Genomic DNA, 16,076 nt, shown 5'->3' with positions numbered 1-16,076 from the left:
GTACTGTCTGCGGCTTCGTCGCCTTGTCCTGATTTTTGTTAATCCACTATAAAATCTACCGATTACACAAACACATATCATCTTTACACAATCATGCTTCCATCAACAGCAAAACATGATATGATTGCCAACAATAACATCTCACAATAAATTTTCTAATTTTTATTGAAAAAATCAATAAATAAGAATTCTCCCAACCGACAAATAAAATAAAGAAAGGGTTAATATGCAACATCGAAGAAGACTAGCAATTTACCAAGCATCCAAACGTGCTTCCTTTACCGGCAGGTCATCAGCCCCGCAAAAACGTAAAGAACGTTAATTTGAAAAAAATGCCGTCTGAAGTCCTGCTTCAGACGGCATTTTTTTACCGTTCGAGAAACTGTTTCAACCTGTCCTCATCCAAAAACCAGTGACAGATTTCCTCATCTCCCGCCAACAAAACGGGAACCAGCTCATTGTATTTTTCTTCCAAAACAGGATTTTCATCCACATCGACCACTTCCAGCCCGAACCCGTATTCATTTTGAAAAGGTTTGAGTGCATCGCGCATTTTGTGGCACAAGCTGCAATATTCACGAAACATCAAGGTCAATTTCATCCGCGTTTCCTTATCTGTCAATTTGCACACGCCAAAGCCTTAGACGCAGCAGAATCATGGTCTATTTGGGAAAAAACAATGTTTTCAAGGAAGATGATACTCAAGTCCTGCCAAAAACAGCAAAAATGCCGTCTGAACAGTTCAGACGGCATTTCCAAAACCGTTTTACGCTTGAACGTTGATACCCGCCGTAACCGTCGGTTGCGCATTGTGCGCCGTCAGAAACGAAGCGGCAAGCTCCCCGCAGCAGCCGCAGCAGCTCGCTACGCCCAATTGCGACTGCAAATCGCCCATTGTGGTCGCGCCGGCGGCGATGGTTTCCTTGATTTGATGGTCGGTAACGGCATTGCAGATGCAGACAAACATTTTGTGCTCCGTGTGTTCTCAAACTATCGTACCGATAGCGGCTTTTATTATCGTATGCAAATATAAATAAAAACGGTTCGCATTGCAAGGTCGGCATACACGGTTTATCTTGGTAATTTTTTATCAAGTTTGTATTTTCGATTGATTTCTTATTAAACCGAAGCAGAAGCCTCAGTTTCGGGAATGGTGTTCCTTCACTACACCCTGCAACCATACATTGGCAACATGGGTATAAATCTGCGTCGTATTCAAATCGGCATGTCCCAACATATCCTGAACTACGCGCAAATCCAATCCGTGCTGCACCAAGTGTGTGGCAAAGGCGTGGCGCAGGCTGTGCGGGCTGATGTGCCCGATGCCTGCCCTACCTGCATATTCTTTGACAATCATCCATGCCAACTGACGGGAAATACCTGTTTTTTTCTGACTGACAAACAATGCGTCGCAACTCCTGCCTTTCAGCAGAAGCGGGCGTGCCTCCGTATAATAGCGTTCCACCCAATACGCCGACTCCTGCCCCATCGGGATCATCCTCTGCTTGTCGCCCTTGCCCAGCGCGGTAACACAGCCCCTGTCCAAATCCACACTGCCGAAGTTCAGCCCGACCGCCTCGCTGACGCGCAAGCCGGTCGCATACATCAATTCGAGCAGAGCCTTATCCCGCAAACCGTGCGGCGTGTCGGTATCAGGAGCGGCAAGCAGTCGGGAAATCTGCTGTTCTGTAATCAGTGTCGGGATGTTTCTGTTGATTTTTGGCGGTTTCAGCAGGCAGGTGGGATTGTCCGCCCTCATCCCTTCCCACTCCATCCACGCATACAGACGTTTGCACGCCGACAGTGCGCGTACCTGCGAGCTGCGTTCCTCACCGTCAACATAAACCGCCGCCGCCAAATCCGCTTCGTCCGCATCCTTCAGCGTTCTGCCCGATTGGGACAGGCGGCGGGCGATTTTTTCCAAATCGCGCCGGTAACCGTTTAAAGTATTCTGACTGAGCCGCCTGTCCAACCACAGCGTTTCAAGCAGCCTGTCGATCAAACCTTCTTCCATACCGTTCCAAACAAATGCCGTCTGAATCTTCTTCAGACGGCATGGTTCACATTATCGGGAAAGCGTTTCCAACACTTCCTGTGCATGACCCGCCACTTTGACTTTCCGCCATTCATGGGCGATTTCTCCATCCTTATTCAAGACGAACGTACTGCGCTCGATACCTAACGACTCTTTCCCGTACAGTTTCTTCAATTTGATGACATCAAACAGGCGGCACACTGTTTCATCCTTGTCGCTCAACAGCTCGAACCGGAAACCCTGCTTGGCACAAAAATTCTGATGCGCCTTTACGCCGTCGCGGGAAATACCAACCACGGTATAACCCAATGCCTCAAACTGTTCCAAACGCGCATTAAAATCCAAGCCTTCCGTCGTACAGCCCGGCGTACTGTCTTTCGGATAAAAATACACGACCAAAGGCAGATGTTCTGCCGAATGAAAATCCGCACCGCTGCTCGAAGGCAGGGTAAATTCATATTTCACATCCATAGTCCTACTCCCGATATTCCCATTATTCAAAACGGCACGCAGACGCACCGCCGCAATTTCCAAACCAACCCCGATTCTACCGCCCCAAAGGACAAGGATTCAACTGCCGGAAACATCCAAACCGACACACGACGGCATGAAAAATATCCATGTCAAACCACAAAATATAGTGGATTAAATTTAAATCAGGACAAGGCGACGAAGCCGCAGACAATACAGAGCCAGTGCGTGTTGCAGGGGGCTGTTGTTGGATGGGACGGTGCTGTTCATTTATTCGCGCTCGAGCGTGGACGTGATTCGGATGTATTCGCCGTCGCCGCATTCGATGTCGGCGGCGGGGCTGTGCAGTGTGATTTTTTTCACGCCGGGTGTGTCTAACGCGCCGATGATTTTAGACAGGGCGACGGATGCGCCGATGCGGGCGTTTTGCCGCCATAGGTTGTCCAAGGCTTCGCGGACGGCTTGCCGTTCGGCTTGGATATCGGCGGCGGGGTGGTATTCGGCGGAATACTCTACCGCCGCGTCTTTCGGCAGGGCGGCGGTTACTTGCACGTTGTCGCAAAGGGGGCGGCGTGTTTCGGCAGACAGGTATTCGCGCGCGGCGGTCAAAATGGTTTCGTCGGGCGTGCCGCTTTGGGTTTTGATGTATACCTCTACCGTGCCGGCGGCGCGGCGGACGGCGCGGGCGTGTGTGATTTGGGGGTGTGCGTCGATTAGTACGGCAAGGCGAGGCAACGCTGTACTGGTTTAAATTTAATCCACTATATGTTCCGATTTAAAAACAGAATGTTATAAAACCCAACCCCCAAAACACAACAAGACCGCCCGCCTACGGGCAGTCTCCTGTCAGACGACATACTTTACAGATGGCTGTTTTTTCAACAAAATAACGCCAATACTCAAAAATATGGGATCAAAAATGTCCATCCGCACCCTGAAACGCCTGCCCCCATCGCTGCTGCTCGGTCTCTGCCTTTCCCTGCCGTCAGCCCACCTTTTTGCCGACACCGACATTTTAGGGCAATTTTTAGAACAGAACATGCTTACCTCCTCCGATCCGATAGAAATATTCGCCGAAAGCACGATACACCCCACCAACACCCAAGCCATCACAAGCGGGCTGATTCTGTCCTCCCAATCCGCACTGGTCGTCAACAACCAAACAGGGCAAATACTGTATCAGAAAAACGCCGACAGGATTATGCCCATCGCCTCCATCTCCAAATTGATGAGCGCGATGGTCGTTTTAGATGCCGATTTAAATATGGATGAAACCATTACCATCACACCCGACGAAATCGACCGCCTCAAAGGAACAGGCAGCCGCCTTGCCATCGGCACGTCCCTGACCCGCAGGGAGCTGCTTCATTTAAGCCTGATGAGCAGCGAAAACCGCGCCACCCACGCCTTAGGCAGAACCTACCCCGGCGGAATGGGCGCCTTTGTCGCCGCGATGAACCAAAAAGCCCAAAGCCTCGGTATGTACGGCAGCCGCTTTTACGAACCGACCGGCCTCAATTTCCATAATGTTTCCACCGCCAAAGATCTCAATCTTATGGTTAACGCCGCCGTCCGATACCCCCTGATACGCGCCAACTCGACTTCCAATTATGCTTCGGTGCAGACTAAAAACGGGCAGCAAAACTATAAAAATTCCAACACCCTGATCAGGGAAGGCAGATGGCGCATCGAACTTCAGAAAACCGGCTACATCCGCGAGGCAGGCAGGTCTATGGTCGTCAGGGCCAATATTCAAAACCAACCGGTTACCATCGTATTGTTAAACTCGCCCACATCCGCCACACGGGTCAACGACGCACGCAAAATCGAATCGTGGATGTTGCAGCAGCATTCTTGACGCGCCCGGGCAGGCGGTGTGCAAATCAGTTTCAAACACAAAAAAATTGGTAATTTTTCTTATTAAAGGCTACAATCCCACACGTACAGGGCATTTGCCCGATTTCACAATCATAATAGCGGAGCTAAAAGATATGACAGCTAAAGGACAAATGTTGCAAGATCCCTTCCTGAACGCATTGCGTAAAGAGCACGTTCCGGTTTCGATTTACTTGGTTAACGGCATCAAACTGCAAGGTCAGGTCGAGTCTTTCGACCAATACGTCGTCCTCTTGAGAAACACTTCCGTAACCCAAATGGTTTACAAACACGCCATTTCCACCATCGTGCCGGCTCGCTCCGTCAGCCTCCAGCACGAAAACAAACCCCAAGCCGCCCCCGCACCGGGACTCGTCCAAGTGGAGACCGTCCGACAAGCTGCCGAATAATCCGCACGATTTCATATATTTTAATACCTTATCGGAAACGGTAAGGTATTTTTATTTTCAAGCGGCATTTCAAAATGTTATTGAAAAACATCATCCCATTCGCCCATTGCCTTTTACGGCAGGTGCTTCCCGAAGGCGGCAATGCTTTGGACGGCACAGCCGGCAACGGACACGACACCCTTTTCCTCGCACAAACCGCAGGCAACAGGGGGAAAGTGTGGGCATTCGATATCCAGCCCCAAGCCCTGAACAACACCCGATGCCGTCTGCAGGAAGCAGGTTACAGCAATGTACGGCTCATCTTGGACGGACATGAAAACCTGAAGCAATATATTCCGGAGCCGCTGGATGCAGCCGTTTTCAATTTCGGCTGGCTGCCCGGCGGGGACAAAAGCCTTACCACCCGCACGGAAACCAGCATTGCTGCCCTTTCTGCCGCCCTGTCCCTACTGAAAGAAAACGGTATGCTTATTGCCGTCCTCTATCCGGGACATGAAAACGGAAAGCAGGAAGCAGAAGCCGTCGAACAATGGGCAAAAAACCTGCCTCAAGAACAGTTTGTCGTTTTGCGTTACGGGTTTACCAACCGGAAAAACAACCCGCCCTATCTGTTGGCATTTGAAAAGTTACGTCAAAAATAAATGTTTGCGGTAAAATAGACCGATTCCAACCCTTATTTTAATAAGAGCCGACTATGCAGTATCTGATTGTCAAATACAGCCACCAAATCTTCGTTACCGTTACCATTTTGTTGTTCAACATCCGCTTTTTCCTGCTTTGGAAAAATCCCGAAAAACCTTTGGCGGGCTTGTGGAAGGCACTGCCCCACCTCAACGACACCATGCTGCTGTTTACGGGATTGTGGCTGATGAAAATCACCCATTTCTCCCCGTTCAACGCGCCTTGGCTCGGCACAAAAATCCTGCTTCTGCTCGCCTATATCGCATTGGGTATGATGATGATGCGCGCCCGTCCTCGTTCGACCAAGTTCTACACTGTTTACCTGCTCGCCATGTGTTGCGTCGCCTGCATCGTTTACCTTGCCAAAACCAAAGTCCTGCCTTTCTGAAACACCGTTATGAACAACAGACATTTTGCCGTCATCGCCCTGGGCAGTAATCTTGAAAACCCTGCCCAACAGGTACGCGCCGCATTGGACACGCTGTCATCCCATCCTGACATCCGTCTTAAACAGGCTTCCTCACTGTATATGACCGCGCCCGTCGGTTACGACAATCAGCCCGATTTCGTCAATGCCGTCTGCACCGTTTCCACCACTCTGGACGGCATTGCCCTGCTTGCCGAACTCAACCGTATCGAGGCTGATTTCGGACGCGAACGCAGCTTCCGCAACGCGCCGCGCACATTGGATTTGGACATTATCGACTTTGACGGCATCTCCAGCGACGACCCCCGCCTCACCCTGCCGCATCCGCGCGCCCACGAACGCAGTTTTGTCATGCGCCCTTTGGCAGAAATCCTCCCTGATTTTATTTTGGGAAAACACGGAAAGGTTACCGAATTATCAAAACAGCTCGGCAATCAAGGTATCCGCCTTTTGCCCGAAGAATAATCCGCCACACGGAAATGCCGTCCGAACACCGGTTTCAGACGGCATTTTTCCTTTGCCGCCAACACGCGTGCAAAAAAAATCGCCCCTTGGGAAAGGGGCGCAAAAGGAACACAAACCACTACCAAAACTTTAAATCTACAACATTGCCTGCCGCATACTGTATCCGACAGGATATAAAGCCCTCACTAAATCGTTTCGAGAAATCCAAACTTCTTCATCGCCGACAGAAAATCTGCCTTTCTCCGGTACCAGCTCCAACAGAAACGGTTGAACCGCCGTATGCAATTTGTCCTTACACCGCCCCAGCTTTCTGGACAACGCGGACAGGGCGCGTTTGTAGGCACTATCCTTGCGGTCAAGCTCCCGCGCACTGCCGACCCAGCTCAAACGAAGGCTGCGGCTTTCATCCTCAATCAGCAAAATGCCTGTTTTAACTTCCCCCACCTCGGGCTCGCATGAAAGCGAAATATAATATTTGCCATCGATGTTGACATACGCCGCTTCATGCACCTGACAGTTGCAGCCGGAAGTGGCAAGCAGCGAATAAACAGAATCACGGTGCAGTTTCAAAATATCAAGGGAAATCTGTTTGAAAATACTTTCCGGCATTTTTCCCTCCTTTCGTCTGCTGCGTTGTTTACTGGATTGACTGCATTATACAGACATCTCCCAATCTTGCAAATGATAATTGTTCCTATTTTTTAAAAAGTTTATAAATTATTGATGAATATATGAATTAATTTTTAAGATTTAAAACCTTTGTCTCAAAAAATACAAAAATGCCGTCTGAAACGTGTTCAGACGGCATTGGCTTCACAGGCAGTCCGTTTAAAATTTCACGCCCTTATGCAGCGCGACGATGCCCGCACTCATATTGTGATAATCCACGCTGTCAAAGCCCGCATCCAACATCATCTGTTTCAAAGTTTCCTGATCGGGGTGCATACGGATGGACTCGGCGAGATACTGGTAGCTGTCCGCATCTTTGGCAATCAGTTTGCCCATGACCGGCAGCAGCTTGAACGAATAGAAATCATACGCGCCTTCGAGCGGCTTGTAGATTTTGGAAAACTCCAACACCAGCAACGTGCCGCCCGGTTTCAAAACACGGTACATCTCTTTCAGCGCGGCATCTTTATGCGTCATGTTCCGCAAGCCGAACGCCACGGAAACCAAGTTGAAATAATTGTCGGGGAAAGGCAGTTTTTCCGCATCGGCAAGCGATACGGGCAAAATCATGCCTTCGTTCAACAGACGGTCGCGCCCGACGGTCAGCATAGAGGAATTAATATCGGTCAGCCAAACCTCGCCTTCCTTGCCGACCCGTTTCGCCCAACCGCGCGACAAATCGCCCGTACCGCCCGCAATGTCCAACACTTTATCGCCTTTTTTCAGGTGCGCCGTGTTGATGGTGAAATGCTTCCACACCCTGTGCAGCCCTGCCGACATGACATCGTTCATAATGTCGTAGTTTTTGGCGACGGAGTGGAACACTTCCGCCACTTTTCCGGCTTTCTCATCTTCGTTGACCGTACTGAACCCGAAATGCGTTTTCTGTCCGCCCATATTCTAACCACCTCTCTGATACCGTTGCCCGTCAGATTGCCATCCGACCGGTCTTATTTCTCTTCAAAACGCGACGCGCCCGCCGCCGCCAATTTGTCCAAATATTCCTGCCACATCGCATCGTATCCGTATGCCAGTCTGTGCAGATACGCCCAATCGTAAAGACCACTGTCGTGCCCGTCCGAAAAACTGATTTTCAGCGCGTACTGACCGACAGGCTGTAAATTCGTAATTTGCACATCCGCCTTACCGGTCTGCAAAACATCCTGTCCCACACCGTGTCCGCGCACTTCCGCACTCGGCGAATAGACGCGTAAAAATTCGGCAGGCAGATTTTTAGGTTCGTCCCCATAAGTCAAAACCAACACGGTACGGTTTTTCAACAACCGGATTTCAACAGGAATATTATTCAAAAAACACCTCAATTCGGCATACAATATCCGGCAGGCGCATGCGTGCCTTTAAACGGCGGATATTTTAACAGCTTTATCCCGATACCGATATTCAAACCCACATTTCAGACGGCATTGATATGGACAATCTCGCATGGAACGGCATTCCCGACATCCACACACTTTACAATATTATCGACAAACGCGCGCAACCGCTCAACCTGATTATCTGCCTTCCCGATAATCAGATTCCCGATTTTCAAACCGCACAAGATGCTTCGGACGGAGAATGCCGTCTGAAACACCGTTTGGAACAAGCACTGCAGTGCCTACAATTCAACAGCATCAACCTCATCGAACACATCCTGCCCGATGTCCGTTTTTGGCTGGTTCCGCCTTCACGCACTCACCGCCTGCACGAACATTTCCACCATATCTCTTGGCAGACCGAAGCCATCGCGCAAACAGAAAACACCCCCGACAAACCCTGGTTTGCACTTCCACAAACATCCGAACGGCAAAAACCGAAACACGTCCTCGTCATCGGCGCGGGCATATCCGGCGCGGCAACCGCCCACGCCTTAGCATCACACGGCATTTCCGTTACCGTATTGGAAGCCCAAAAAGCCGCCCAAGCCGCCAGCGGCAACCGCCAAGGGCTGCTCTACGCCAAAATCTCGCCACACAATACCGAACAAACCGAACTTTTGCTCACCGGCTACGGCTACACCAAACGCCTGCTCGGACACATCCTGCCCGAATCCGAAACCTGGGGCGGCAACGGCATCATCCACCTCAATTACAGCCGCACTGAACAACAACGCAATCACGAATTGGGTTTACAAAAACACCATAACCACCTCTACCGCAGCATCACGCAGGCAGAAGCCGAAAAAATCGCTGGTATCCCGCTGAACACGCCCTACGCCGAACCATTATGCGGACTGTTTTGGCAGCACGGCGTATGGCTCAATCCACCCGCATTCGTCCGCGCCCTCCTCCGCCATCCACTGATCGGACTGCACGAAGACACACTGTTAACCGACATTTCCCACGACGGGGAAAAGTGGATTGCAAGCACGCCAAACGGCACATTTACCGCCACACACATCATCTACTGCACCGGCGCGCACAGCCCCTGCCTGCCCGAAATCAACCTCGCCGCCCTGCCCCTCAGGCAAATACGCGGACAAACCGGCCTCACACCATCCACCCCGTTTTCCGAACAACTGCGTTGCGCCGTTTCAGGCGAAAGCTACATCAGCCCGTCGTGGCACGGACTGCACTGCTACGGCGCGAGTTTTATTCCCAACAGCAGCCATACCGGATGGAACGAAGCCGAAGAATCCTCAAACCGCCAAGCATTAGCACACCTTAACCCCGCCCTTGCCGAATCATTGTTTGCCGCCAACCTAAACCCCCAAAAACACCAAGGGCACGCCGCCATACGCTGCGACAGCCCCGACCACCTTCCCCTAGTCGGCGCACTCGGCGACATTGCCACCATGCAACAAACTTACGCCAAACTTGCACTGGACAAAAACTATCGCATCGATGCCCCATGCCCATATCTGCCTAATGCCTACGCCAACACCGCCCACGGCACACGCGGGCTTGCCACCGCCCCCATCTGCGCCGCCGCCGTTGCCGCCGAAATCCTAGGCTTGCCCCATCCCTTTTCACAACGCCTGCGCCACGCCCTACACCCCAATCGCACCGTCATCCGCGCCATCGTCAGAAATCAAAACCTGATACCGTAACCACCTTAGCAGCCATGCCGTCTGAAAGCACACATTTCAGACGGCATGGCTGCACAATGGCACAAACGGTCGGAAACTTACCGTCCTTCCTAATTTTCTGTCTGCCCGGCACACCCGATTCCCTACTGAAAGAAGCCAAGCAACGTTTTCCCAAAGCCCCTATTCGTCATGCAGGACAACCGGTAAAACCCGGACTACCAAGTATGGCAGCCGCAACAACCGTCGGGCGACATATCCGACAAGTACACTGCTGTCGAAAGTCTTCAACCTGACCGCATGGGATACAGACAATAAAGAATATCAAGACGCTGTCAACGAACTGTTTTACCTTGCCGCCTGACGAATTTCCCCTCATCGACGGGCAGAAACTCTACGCCGACAAAGCCAAGAACCACAGCCCCAACCCCATTACCTAAAATCCCGACAGCCTGCCCCTTGCCAGAATGCGTTTCACCGCCCAAAGCATGACGCAGCCCGAAGACGCCAACCCCTTCCCCGCCGTCATTCCCGCACTGGAAGCAGCATGGAAAAACAAATATCCAAAAGAACAAAAAGAAATCCTTATCGAATGACAGGAATTTGCCGTCAATCCCGATAAAATCAAACCTTTTCTTAAACGGCTGGTCGATTTAATCGGTACACAAGACGAAATCCGTCTGGAAGAAAAAGGGCTGGTTCTGCCCGTCAGATACAAAAAGAAAAACCCAAGCAACAACTGGAAAAGATGGATCGGCGGCGAATAATTCGAACAACTCATCCGCGCATGGTTCAAAGAAAACGGCGTACCGGACAGCAAACTGGAAACAGGCTTGCAAATCAGCCAGCAGTCGATTGCGGCGGCACAGAGTCTGACTTGCAGACCGATATGCGGCAGCGTTCCGGTCAGGATTTCACTGTCCGGCCAGTCGGGCAGCCAGCCTTTTGCAAACAGTGCGGGAGTAAGCAGGGTAAGTATGAAGCCGTTTGAATATGTGCTTTCGGGTTGGTTGAAAATGCTGTCTGAAATTTTGTTCAGGCTCGACAATCTGCCTTCCCCACCGAAACGTACCAGGCTGTTGTCCTTCAAATCGGCAGCCGTCAGGACGACAAAACCGTAACGGTGCTTTTCCCAGCCTTGGTGGTGTTTCTGTGCAGGCGATGAAAGGTCGTAAGCGGCAGTTGGAACAGACTTCCTTCTTCTGCTGCGTTTCCCTGTCTATGCCGACATGGGTACGCGTTTCGACAGGCAGAGATTGCACGCCGTTTTTATCTACTGTTTCAAACAACAATCTTTTACCGCTCTGCCAAGCAAGCACGTCCTCCAAGTCCCAATATGCCGCACCGTCGTCAAAGGCTTTCGGCGCAAGGTGGACAAGTTGGATCTGATTGCTTTCTTTGTTTCTCAAATATAGGGCGTTGGCAGGCTTGGGCAATAAAATCCTTATGCCGTCTGAAGCGTCCCTTTTCGCCAAAAACGCACCCTGTACGGGGATCAGGCGCAATCCTGCTGCCTGTTTGTCCGACAATCCGGCACGGTCGCCCCGGGCTTCATCCGCCCAATCCCAACCGTTTTGGCACATAACATAACCTGCGCGCGTACCAAACCTGCGGCGGCAGATGGCAAGGAGAATTGGATGTCATCGATATCCGACTGCGCGCCAAATGGTTTGCTGCTGCGGAATACCAAGGGTGCTGATGCATCTAAAAAATAGCTGTTCATGATTGCACTTCCTGTCCTCAATCTTTTTGCAAGCCAGCGGGCGATAATCAATTCGACAGCCAATACATTGAGTGCATCGGTCTGTCTGTCGCCAAGCTGCTGTTGCAGTTTCTCGAGGCGGACTTCCAATTCTTTCTTCCCCAACTTGCGCCGCTGATTTTGCCCGTCCGACCAATTCACGGACGACAGCATCGTCAGCCGTATCAATCTGCACTCAAATCTTATTACCGACCGAAAAATTATTTTCCATCGTATCGCAAGGATTAAGAGAGACCGGCTTTCCCACGAATGGAAACACCATCCGGGCACCTGCCTCAAACAAACACTTTGCTGCCGCCTTTGCGGTTTCCGACAGCAGCCACGAACCGCTCCACAAATCCCGGCTGCGACGCGCTGAAGCGATAAACCCCTGCACGGGTTCGACGGATAAGATTAAAACGTATTGGGTCATTTTGTTTTCTCCAAAATTTATTTGACTTCCTGACTGCTGTTCGACAATAGAATAATCATCCCACTCCATCGACCGCTTTCATAAACCGGACGGCTGAATATGAAATTTTGCAACTCAATTTATGCATTTCATGAATCGAAACCGGTTCTATACCTTCTGCCTTGAATGCACCATAACCACGTCTAGTGCGGCCACCCAATCCGCCTGGAGTTACCCACTGGCGCAAAGTTTCTAAAACCTGCTGTTTATCCACGTCATTTGCTCTTCCACCCAAACGCCATTGCACGACTCATTGCAAACCTTCCTTACCCAATTTCATTTCAAGTAATCCTGTCCTTGTCTTACGAGCCGTAAACAAAGCATAACCCAAAGGATCATTTAATCCTTTTGCATAATTAGAAAGTGGGGCACTTTGCAGCTTATTTGTTACATGTGCACGCAAAAATACCAAGCTGGCTGCGACCTCTTCTCCGATACCACCCCACAAACGAAATTCCGCTTCGCGCAGGCTTTTACCGCTCAAATTCCATTCGTATTTTGCCAACAACCCCCATGCAAGGGCGTAATCAGTTCGCAACGGATTTCATGCCAAGCATCCCTGCTTTCAGCCGGTGCCGAAGGAACAAAATCAGGTATCGGCAAAGTCATTTTTTCGTCCTTTGTTGTTTAAGCGATGAGGTTCTTTATAAGAGAAATAAATATATTTCGTACCATCCACAAATTTGTCGACTTTCGACGAAACATTCAAATAGAAAACCTTAGCAGCCTGCCTGTCATTTCTACTTTTAAAGACGATATAAAAAGAAAATAAACAGATACGGTTACTAGAAATAGAAAGAAAGAAACATTCAGCGTGCCGAATTGGAAACGATACAGTATTGCCTTGCTGCGCCGCCTATACTGTCAGAGGTTTTGTCGCCCGTCCCGATTTTTATGAATCGACTATATGTCCGCATATGCAAACAGAAATGGAAAAATGCCCCCAGTAAAACTGGAGGCATTTTGAATTGGCACGCCCACGGGGAATCGAACCCCGGTTACCGCCGTGAAAGGGCGATGTCCTAACCGCTAGACGATGGGCGCATATTATGCATTCTTGTTGGCGCACCCGGAGCGATTCGAACGCCCGACCCTCTGGTTCGTAGCCAGATACTCTATCCAACTGAGCTACGGGTGCAGCACAATCACTTGTTCAAGTGATTAAGAAAGCGTGATAATACGGATTTATCTGAGTTCTGTCTATTATTTTAGACTTTTATTTTCAGTTATTTTTTGTAATTTATTGATTTTAAAATAAACTATTTTTCGACGCAAGTTGCAGCAATTCTGCCGCATGTTGCCGCGTCGTATCAGTAATGACTTCTCCGCCCAACATACGGGCAACCTCTTCGATCTGTTGGATTTCATCCAATATACTGATTTCGCTGACGGTTTGCTCTCCCTCGCTGTGCTTGCGCACCCGCCAGTGGTTTTCGCCGCAGGATGCGACTTGCGGAAGATGGGTAACGGCAAGCACCTGATGTTTTCTGCCCAACGCACGTAATGCCTTGCCGACCATTTCAGCCACTCCCCCTCCAATACCGGTATCGACCTCATCAAAAATCAGGGTGGGAACTTGGGTATATTGGCTGGCAACAACCTGTAAGGCAAGGCTGATACGCGCCAATTCGCCGCCGGAGGCAACTTTATTCAGCGGACGGGGCGGATTGCCTTTGTTGGCGGCAACTTGAAATTGAACCTGCTCCAAACCGTGTGCCGTCGGCGACGAAGGCAACAGGACGATGTCGAAACGTGCACCTTTCATGGCAAGGTGTTGCATATGCTCGGTCGTTTCGCCGCTCAAACGCTCTGCCGCCTGATGACGCATGGCAGAAAGGATGTGGGCAGCTTCCTGATATTCGGCAAAATTGTGGGCAACATTATGCTCGAGCGCGTCCAAATCGGCGGCAGCTTGCAGGCTTTGCAGGCGTTCTTCGATTTCTGCCAACTTGGCAGGCAACTCTTCAGGCTCGATCCGGTATTTCCGCGCCATCCCCATCAGTTCGCCCATACGCTGTTCCTGTGCCGCCAATTCATTGGGATTGATGTCGCTGCGACCTGCCACATCGCGCATATTGGCACTGATTTCGCCCAATTCGGCTTCGATGCTTGCCAACATATTTAGGCTCTCGGCAAAGCGCGGCTCGATGTTTTGCAGATTGGCCAATAGTTTTTGACATTGATAGATATGGCGTTGGATGCCGTTGTCGCCGTCAATCTTGCTTCCGACTTCTTCGGCAGCCTGCAACAGCTCGGCAGAATGGGCAAGGCTGTCGTGGCTTTGGCTGAGAGCTTCCCATTCGCCTTGTTTAATGTTCAACTGATTCAGTTCGTTAAACTGCCATTCCAGACGCTCCCGCTCGATAATGACGGCATCTGCGTGTTCCTGCGCCTCTTGGAGGGCTTTTTTCGTATTGGCCCAGTTTTGATACAGCTGTCTGACGGTTTCCGCCTGCTCTTTGCTGCCTGCAAATGCATCTAGAAGATTCCGTTGGGCGGCTTCCTGATTAAGCGAATGATGGGCATTTTGTCCATGTATATCGATAAGCTGACTGCCGATGGATTTGAGTTGCGCCAAGGTAGCTGCCTGATTGTTGATAAAGCTTCGGCTTTTGCCTTTGGCATCGATAATGCGGCGGATGCTAAGTTCTTCTTCGCCGTCATTTAATAGCCCTTGATCATGCAATTCTTCTTTTAAAACAGGCAAATGGGAAATATCAAACAGTGCTGACAGTTGAGCCTCTTTTGCACCATGGCGTACTTGGCTGTAATCTGCCTTATCGCCCAACAGTAAGCCAATTGCGTCCAAGGTAATGGATTTTCCCGCACCCGTCTCGCCGGTCAATACAGTAAACCCGCTTTGAAAATCAAGATTCAGATTTTCGACAATAACAAAATCTCGCAAAGAAAGTGTTAGAAGCATCGTGAGGATTCCTTAGTAATTCGACCAACAAAAGAAATATCAGCTTTAGATATCCGAATTATAACTAAGATTTTTTAAATTAGAAATAAGTTTTTTCTTATTTTTAGATGGAGTTTATTTTATCTGCTTATTTGTTGAAATGCCGTCTGAAGCAATATGCATTTCAGACGGCATCCTGATTTCAATTGAGCAACATATCGGATGGTGCGGTTTCCGATTCTTCTTCATCAGCAGGGGGCATTTCCATTAAATCGGGCAAAACCAGTTCACCCAGTTCGGTCAGCGGAGGAAGTTCTTCCAAACCGTCCAAGCGCAAATCGCTGAGGAACGTTGCCGTTGTCGCCCACAATGCGGGTTTTCCCAATGTGTCCCGATGTCCGATAACTTCAATCCACCCCCGATCCTGCAAGATCTGCATCACGTTCTGCGACACCGCCACGCCGCGTATGCCCTCGATGTCGCCGCGCGTTACGGGCTGCTGGTAGGCGATAATCGCCAGTGTTTCCATCACGGCGCGGGAGTAGCGCGGCGCACGCTGTTCTTGCAGGCTGCCCAGCCGCTCGAATGCCGTCTGAACAATCTGAAAACGCCAGCCCTCTTGCGTATACACCAGTTGCAACGCCCTATCCTGCCAACGCGTTTTCAACTGCGCCAACACATCAATCAGTTTGTCCTGCGACAGTGGCGGCACACACAATTCGCGCATAGATTTTTCGGTCAGCGGTTCGGTTTGGGTCAGCAGTGCGGCTTCAATCAGCGCGTCGGGAGAAATTTTGTCGGTCATACGGGTATCCGTGCTGAAACGGCATGGGTTTGGATATGCCGTCTGAAATCGGTTGGAGTAGAGAGAAGCTGCCTGAAAAATATTTTTCAGACGGCATT

Annotated in this window: 22 protein-coding genes, 2 tRNA genes and 1 pseudogene; 7 read left to right on the top strand and 18 right to left on the bottom strand. The window is 50.3% G+C overall.

The window, feature by feature from the left end; all coding sequences use genetic code 11:
* Positions 1-367 precede the first annotated feature (367 nt).
* The 5 genes from KEM39_RS06340 to KEM39_RS06320 all read right to left on the bottom strand — a co-directional run bounded on the left by KEM39_RS06340 (position 368) and on the right by KEM39_RS06320 (position 3,241).
* Complete coding sequence (locus KEM39_RS06340) at positions 368-601, bottom strand: glutaredoxin family protein (protein ID WP_002214035.1); 234 nt, start codon at positions 599-601, stop codon at positions 368-370.
* A 165-nt stretch (positions 602-766) separates the two neighbouring features.
* On the bottom strand, positions 767-967 hold the full coding sequence (locus tag KEM39_RS06335; RefSeq protein WP_002214037.1) for a bacterioferritin-associated ferredoxin: 201 nt from the start codon (positions 965-967) through the stop codon (positions 767-769).
* A gap of 171 nt (positions 968-1,138) precedes the next feature.
* Positions 1,139-2,014, bottom strand: coding sequence for a site-specific tyrosine recombinase XerD (xerD, locus tag KEM39_RS06330; RefSeq protein ID WP_118997488.1), 876 nt, complete (start codon positions 2,012-2,014; stop codon positions 1,139-1,141).
* 51 nt (positions 2,015-2,065) lie between these two features.
* Positions 2,066-2,506: a peroxiredoxin gene (locus tag KEM39_RS06325; protein ID WP_002214039.1), complete on the bottom strand. Its 441-nt coding sequence runs from the start codon at positions 2,504-2,506 to the stop codon at positions 2,066-2,068.
* A gap of 270 nt (positions 2,507-2,776) precedes the next feature.
* Positions 2,777-3,241, bottom strand: a complete 465-nt coding sequence (locus KEM39_RS06320) for a baseplate J/gp47 family protein (RefSeq protein WP_240002735.1) — start codon at positions 3,239-3,241, stop codon at positions 2,777-2,779.
* A 184-nt stretch (positions 3,242-3,425) separates the two neighbouring features.
* Between KEM39_RS06320 and KEM39_RS06315 the strand changes: the two genes are divergently transcribed.
* From KEM39_RS06315 to folK, 5 genes are all read left to right on the top strand, one after another.
* Complete coding sequence (locus KEM39_RS06315; protein WP_211709712.1) at positions 3,426-4,364, top strand: serine hydrolase; 939 nt, start codon at positions 3,426-3,428, stop codon at positions 4,362-4,364.
* Positions 4,365-4,497: 133 nt separating this feature from the next.
* Positions 4,498-4,791 carry an RNA chaperone Hfq gene (hfq, locus tag KEM39_RS06310; protein WP_013449257.1) on the top strand — a complete coding sequence of 98 codons (294 nt, stop codon included), beginning with the start codon at positions 4,498-4,500 and terminating at the stop codon, positions 4,789-4,791.
* Between the two features lie 74 nt (positions 4,792-4,865).
* Complete coding sequence (locus tag KEM39_RS06305) at positions 4,866-5,432, top strand: tRNA (mnm(5)s(2)U34)-methyltransferase (RefSeq protein ID WP_211709710.1); 567 nt, start codon at positions 4,866-4,868, stop codon at positions 5,430-5,432.
* A 53-nt stretch (positions 5,433-5,485) separates the two neighbouring features.
* Positions 5,486-5,860, top strand: a complete 375-nt coding sequence (locus KEM39_RS06300; RefSeq protein WP_211709709.1) for a SirB2 family protein — start codon at positions 5,486-5,488, stop codon at positions 5,858-5,860.
* A gap of 9 nt (positions 5,861-5,869) precedes the next feature.
* Positions 5,870-6,364: a 2-amino-4-hydroxy-6-hydroxymethyldihydropteridine diphosphokinase gene (folK, locus tag KEM39_RS06295; RefSeq protein ID WP_118997492.1), complete on the top strand. Its 495-nt coding sequence runs from the start codon at positions 5,870-5,872 to the stop codon at positions 6,362-6,364.
* A gap of 135 nt (positions 6,365-6,499) precedes the next feature.
* On the opposite strand, the gene KEM39_RS06290 is transcribed toward folK, so the two are convergent.
* The 3 genes from KEM39_RS06290 to KEM39_RS06280 form a co-directional block, all read right to left on the bottom strand.
* Entirely contained in the window at positions 6,500-6,973 is a 474-nt protein-coding gene (locus tag KEM39_RS06290; protein WP_025457268.1) for a pyridoxamine 5'-phosphate oxidase family protein, read from the bottom strand.
* Positions 6,974-7,192: 219 nt separating this feature from the next.
* On the bottom strand, positions 7,193-7,930 hold the full coding sequence (gene ubiE / locus KEM39_RS06285) for a bifunctional demethylmenaquinone methyltransferase/2-methoxy-6-polyprenyl-1,4-benzoquinol methylase UbiE (RefSeq protein ID WP_002214049.1): 738 nt from the start codon (positions 7,928-7,930) through the stop codon (positions 7,193-7,195).
* Between the two features lie 53 nt (positions 7,931-7,983).
* Complete coding sequence (locus tag KEM39_RS06280; protein ID WP_118997558.1) at positions 7,984-8,343, bottom strand: gamma-butyrobetaine hydroxylase-like domain-containing protein; 360 nt, start codon at positions 8,341-8,343, stop codon at positions 7,984-7,986.
* A 119-nt stretch (positions 8,344-8,462) separates the two neighbouring features.
* Between KEM39_RS06280 and mnmC the strand changes: the two genes are divergently transcribed.
* Positions 8,463-10,082 (top strand): FAD-dependent 5-carboxymethylaminomethyl-2-thiouridine(34) oxidoreductase MnmC, encoded by a 1,620-nt coding sequence (mnmC, locus tag KEM39_RS06275; RefSeq protein ID WP_118997493.1) that lies wholly within the window; start codon positions 8,463-8,465, stop codon positions 10,080-10,082.
* Positions 10,083-10,525: 443 nt separating this feature from the next.
* Positions 10,526-10,654, top strand: a complete 129-nt coding sequence (locus KEM39_RS11880) for a hypothetical protein (protein WP_275068406.1) — start codon at positions 10,526-10,528, stop codon at positions 10,652-10,654.
* Positions 10,655-10,962: 308 nt separating this feature from the next.
* Here KEM39_RS11880 and KEM39_RS11875 read toward each other — a convergent pair.
* The 10 genes and pseudogenes from KEM39_RS11875 to KEM39_RS11865 all read right to left on the bottom strand — a co-directional run.
* Positions 10,963-11,106: pseudogene (locus KEM39_RS11875) on the bottom strand (type III-B CRISPR module-associated protein Cmr3); the annotation flags it as partial.
* 447 nt (positions 11,107-11,553) lie between these two features.
* A complete protein-coding gene (locus tag KEM39_RS11550) occupies positions 11,554-11,961 on the bottom strand; it encodes a hypothetical protein (RefSeq protein ID WP_249182630.1) in 408 nt (135 codons plus the stop codon).
* A gap of 34 nt (positions 11,962-11,995) precedes the next feature.
* Positions 11,996-12,301 (bottom strand): type III-B CRISPR-associated protein Cas10/Cmr2, encoded by a 306-nt coding sequence (locus KEM39_RS11545; protein WP_025457273.1) that lies wholly within the window; start codon positions 12,299-12,301, stop codon positions 11,996-11,998.
* Positions 12,288-12,485, bottom strand: coding sequence for an RAMP superfamily CRISPR-associated protein (locus KEM39_RS12010; RefSeq protein ID WP_418030036.1), 198 nt, complete (start codon positions 12,483-12,485; stop codon positions 12,288-12,290). The genes KEM39_RS11545 and KEM39_RS12010 overlap by 14 nt, the downstream gene beginning before the upstream one ends.
* A 36-nt stretch (positions 12,486-12,521) precedes the next feature.
* Entirely contained in the window at positions 12,522-12,776 is a 255-nt protein-coding gene (locus tag KEM39_RS06260; protein ID WP_139042308.1) for a hypothetical protein, read from the bottom strand.
* A gap of 464 nt (positions 12,777-13,240) precedes the next feature.
* Positions 13,241-13,315: transfer RNA gene (locus KEM39_RS06255), tRNA-Glu, on the bottom strand.
* Between the two features lie 17 nt (positions 13,316-13,332).
* A tRNA-Arg gene (locus KEM39_RS06250) sits at positions 13,333-13,409 on the bottom strand.
* A gap of 111 nt (positions 13,410-13,520) precedes the next feature.
* Positions 13,521-15,194: a DNA repair protein RecN gene (gene recN, locus KEM39_RS06245; RefSeq protein ID WP_118997494.1), complete on the bottom strand. Its 1,674-nt coding sequence runs from the start codon at positions 15,192-15,194 to the stop codon at positions 13,521-13,523.
* Between the two features lie 181 nt (positions 15,195-15,375).
* Positions 15,376-15,978 carry an SMC-Scp complex subunit ScpB gene (scpB, locus tag KEM39_RS06240; RefSeq protein WP_118997495.1) on the bottom strand — a complete coding sequence of 201 codons (603 nt, stop codon included), beginning with the start codon at positions 15,976-15,978 and terminating at the stop codon, positions 15,376-15,378.
* Positions 15,944-16,075, bottom strand: a complete 132-nt coding sequence (locus KEM39_RS11865) for a hypothetical protein (protein WP_256206984.1) — start codon at positions 16,073-16,075, stop codon at positions 15,944-15,946. The genes scpB and KEM39_RS11865 overlap by 35 nt, the downstream gene beginning before the upstream one ends.
* Between the last annotated feature and the right edge of the window lies 1 nt (position 16,076).

It is taken from the genome of Neisseria sp. Marseille-Q1983 (genome assembly GCF_018224585.1).
Lineage (GTDB): Bacteria > Pseudomonadota > Gammaproteobacteria > Burkholderiales > Neisseriaceae > Neisseria > Neisseria polysaccharea.
The sequence above is the reverse complement of the archived record's forward strand: the minus strand, read 5'-3'. Positions and strand labels throughout refer to the sequence as shown.

Bases quoted from the DNA above. Each gene is read 5' to 3' on its own strand.
- KEM39_RS06340 (WP_002214035.1), bottom strand. From the start codon at position 601: ATGAAATTGACCTTGATGTTTCGTGAATATTGCAGCTTGTGCCACAAA.
- KEM39_RS06335 (WP_002214037.1), bottom strand. From the start codon at position 967: ATGTTTGTCTGCATCTGCAATGCCGTTACCGACCATCAAATCAAGGAA.
- xerD (WP_118997488.1), bottom strand. From the start codon at position 2,014: ATGGAAGAAGGTTTGATCGACAGGCTGCTTGAAACGCTGTGGTTGGAC.
- KEM39_RS06325 (WP_002214039.1), bottom strand. From the start codon at position 2,506: ATGGATGTGAAATATGAATTTACCCTGCCTTCGAGCAGCGGTGCGGAT.
- KEM39_RS06315 (WP_211709712.1), top strand. From the start codon at position 3,426: ATGTCCATCCGCACCCTGAAACGCCTGCCCCCATCGCTGCTGCTCGGT.
- hfq (WP_013449257.1), top strand. From the start codon at position 4,498: ATGACAGCTAAAGGACAAATGTTGCAAGATCCCTTCCTGAACGCATTG.
- KEM39_RS06305 (WP_211709710.1), top strand. From the start codon at position 4,866: ATGTTATTGAAAAACATCATCCCATTCGCCCATTGCCTTTTACGGCAG.
- KEM39_RS06300 (WP_211709709.1), top strand. From the start codon at position 5,486: ATGCAGTATCTGATTGTCAAATACAGCCACCAAATCTTCGTTACCGTT.
- folK (WP_118997492.1), top strand. From the start codon at position 5,870: ATGAACAACAGACATTTTGCCGTCATCGCCCTGGGCAGTAATCTTGAA.
- KEM39_RS06290 (WP_025457268.1), bottom strand. From the start codon at position 6,973: ATGCCGGAAAGTATTTTCAAACAGATTTCCCTTGATATTTTGAAACTG.
- ubiE (WP_002214049.1), bottom strand. From the start codon at position 7,930: ATGGGCGGACAGAAAACGCATTTCGGGTTCAGTACGGTCAACGAAGAT.
- mnmC (WP_118997493.1), top strand. From the start codon at position 8,463: ATGGACAATCTCGCATGGAACGGCATTCCCGACATCCACACACTTTAC.
- KEM39_RS11880 (WP_275068406.1), top strand. From the start codon at position 10,526: ATGCGTTTCACCGCCCAAAGCATGACGCAGCCCGAAGACGCCAACCCC.
- KEM39_RS11545 (WP_025457273.1), bottom strand. From the start codon at position 12,301: ATGGAGTGGGATGATTATTCTATTGTCGAACAGCAGTCAGGAAGTCAA.
- recN (WP_118997494.1), bottom strand. From the start codon at position 15,194: ATGCTTCTAACACTTTCTTTGCGAGATTTTGTTATTGTCGAAAATCTG.
- scpB (WP_118997495.1), bottom strand. From the start codon at position 15,978: ATGACCGACAAAATTTCTCCCGACGCGCTGATTGAAGCCGCACTGCTG.
- KEM39_RS11865 (WP_256206984.1), bottom strand. From the start codon at position 16,075: ATGCCGTCTGAAAAATATTTTTCAGGCAGCTTCTCTCTACTCCAACCG.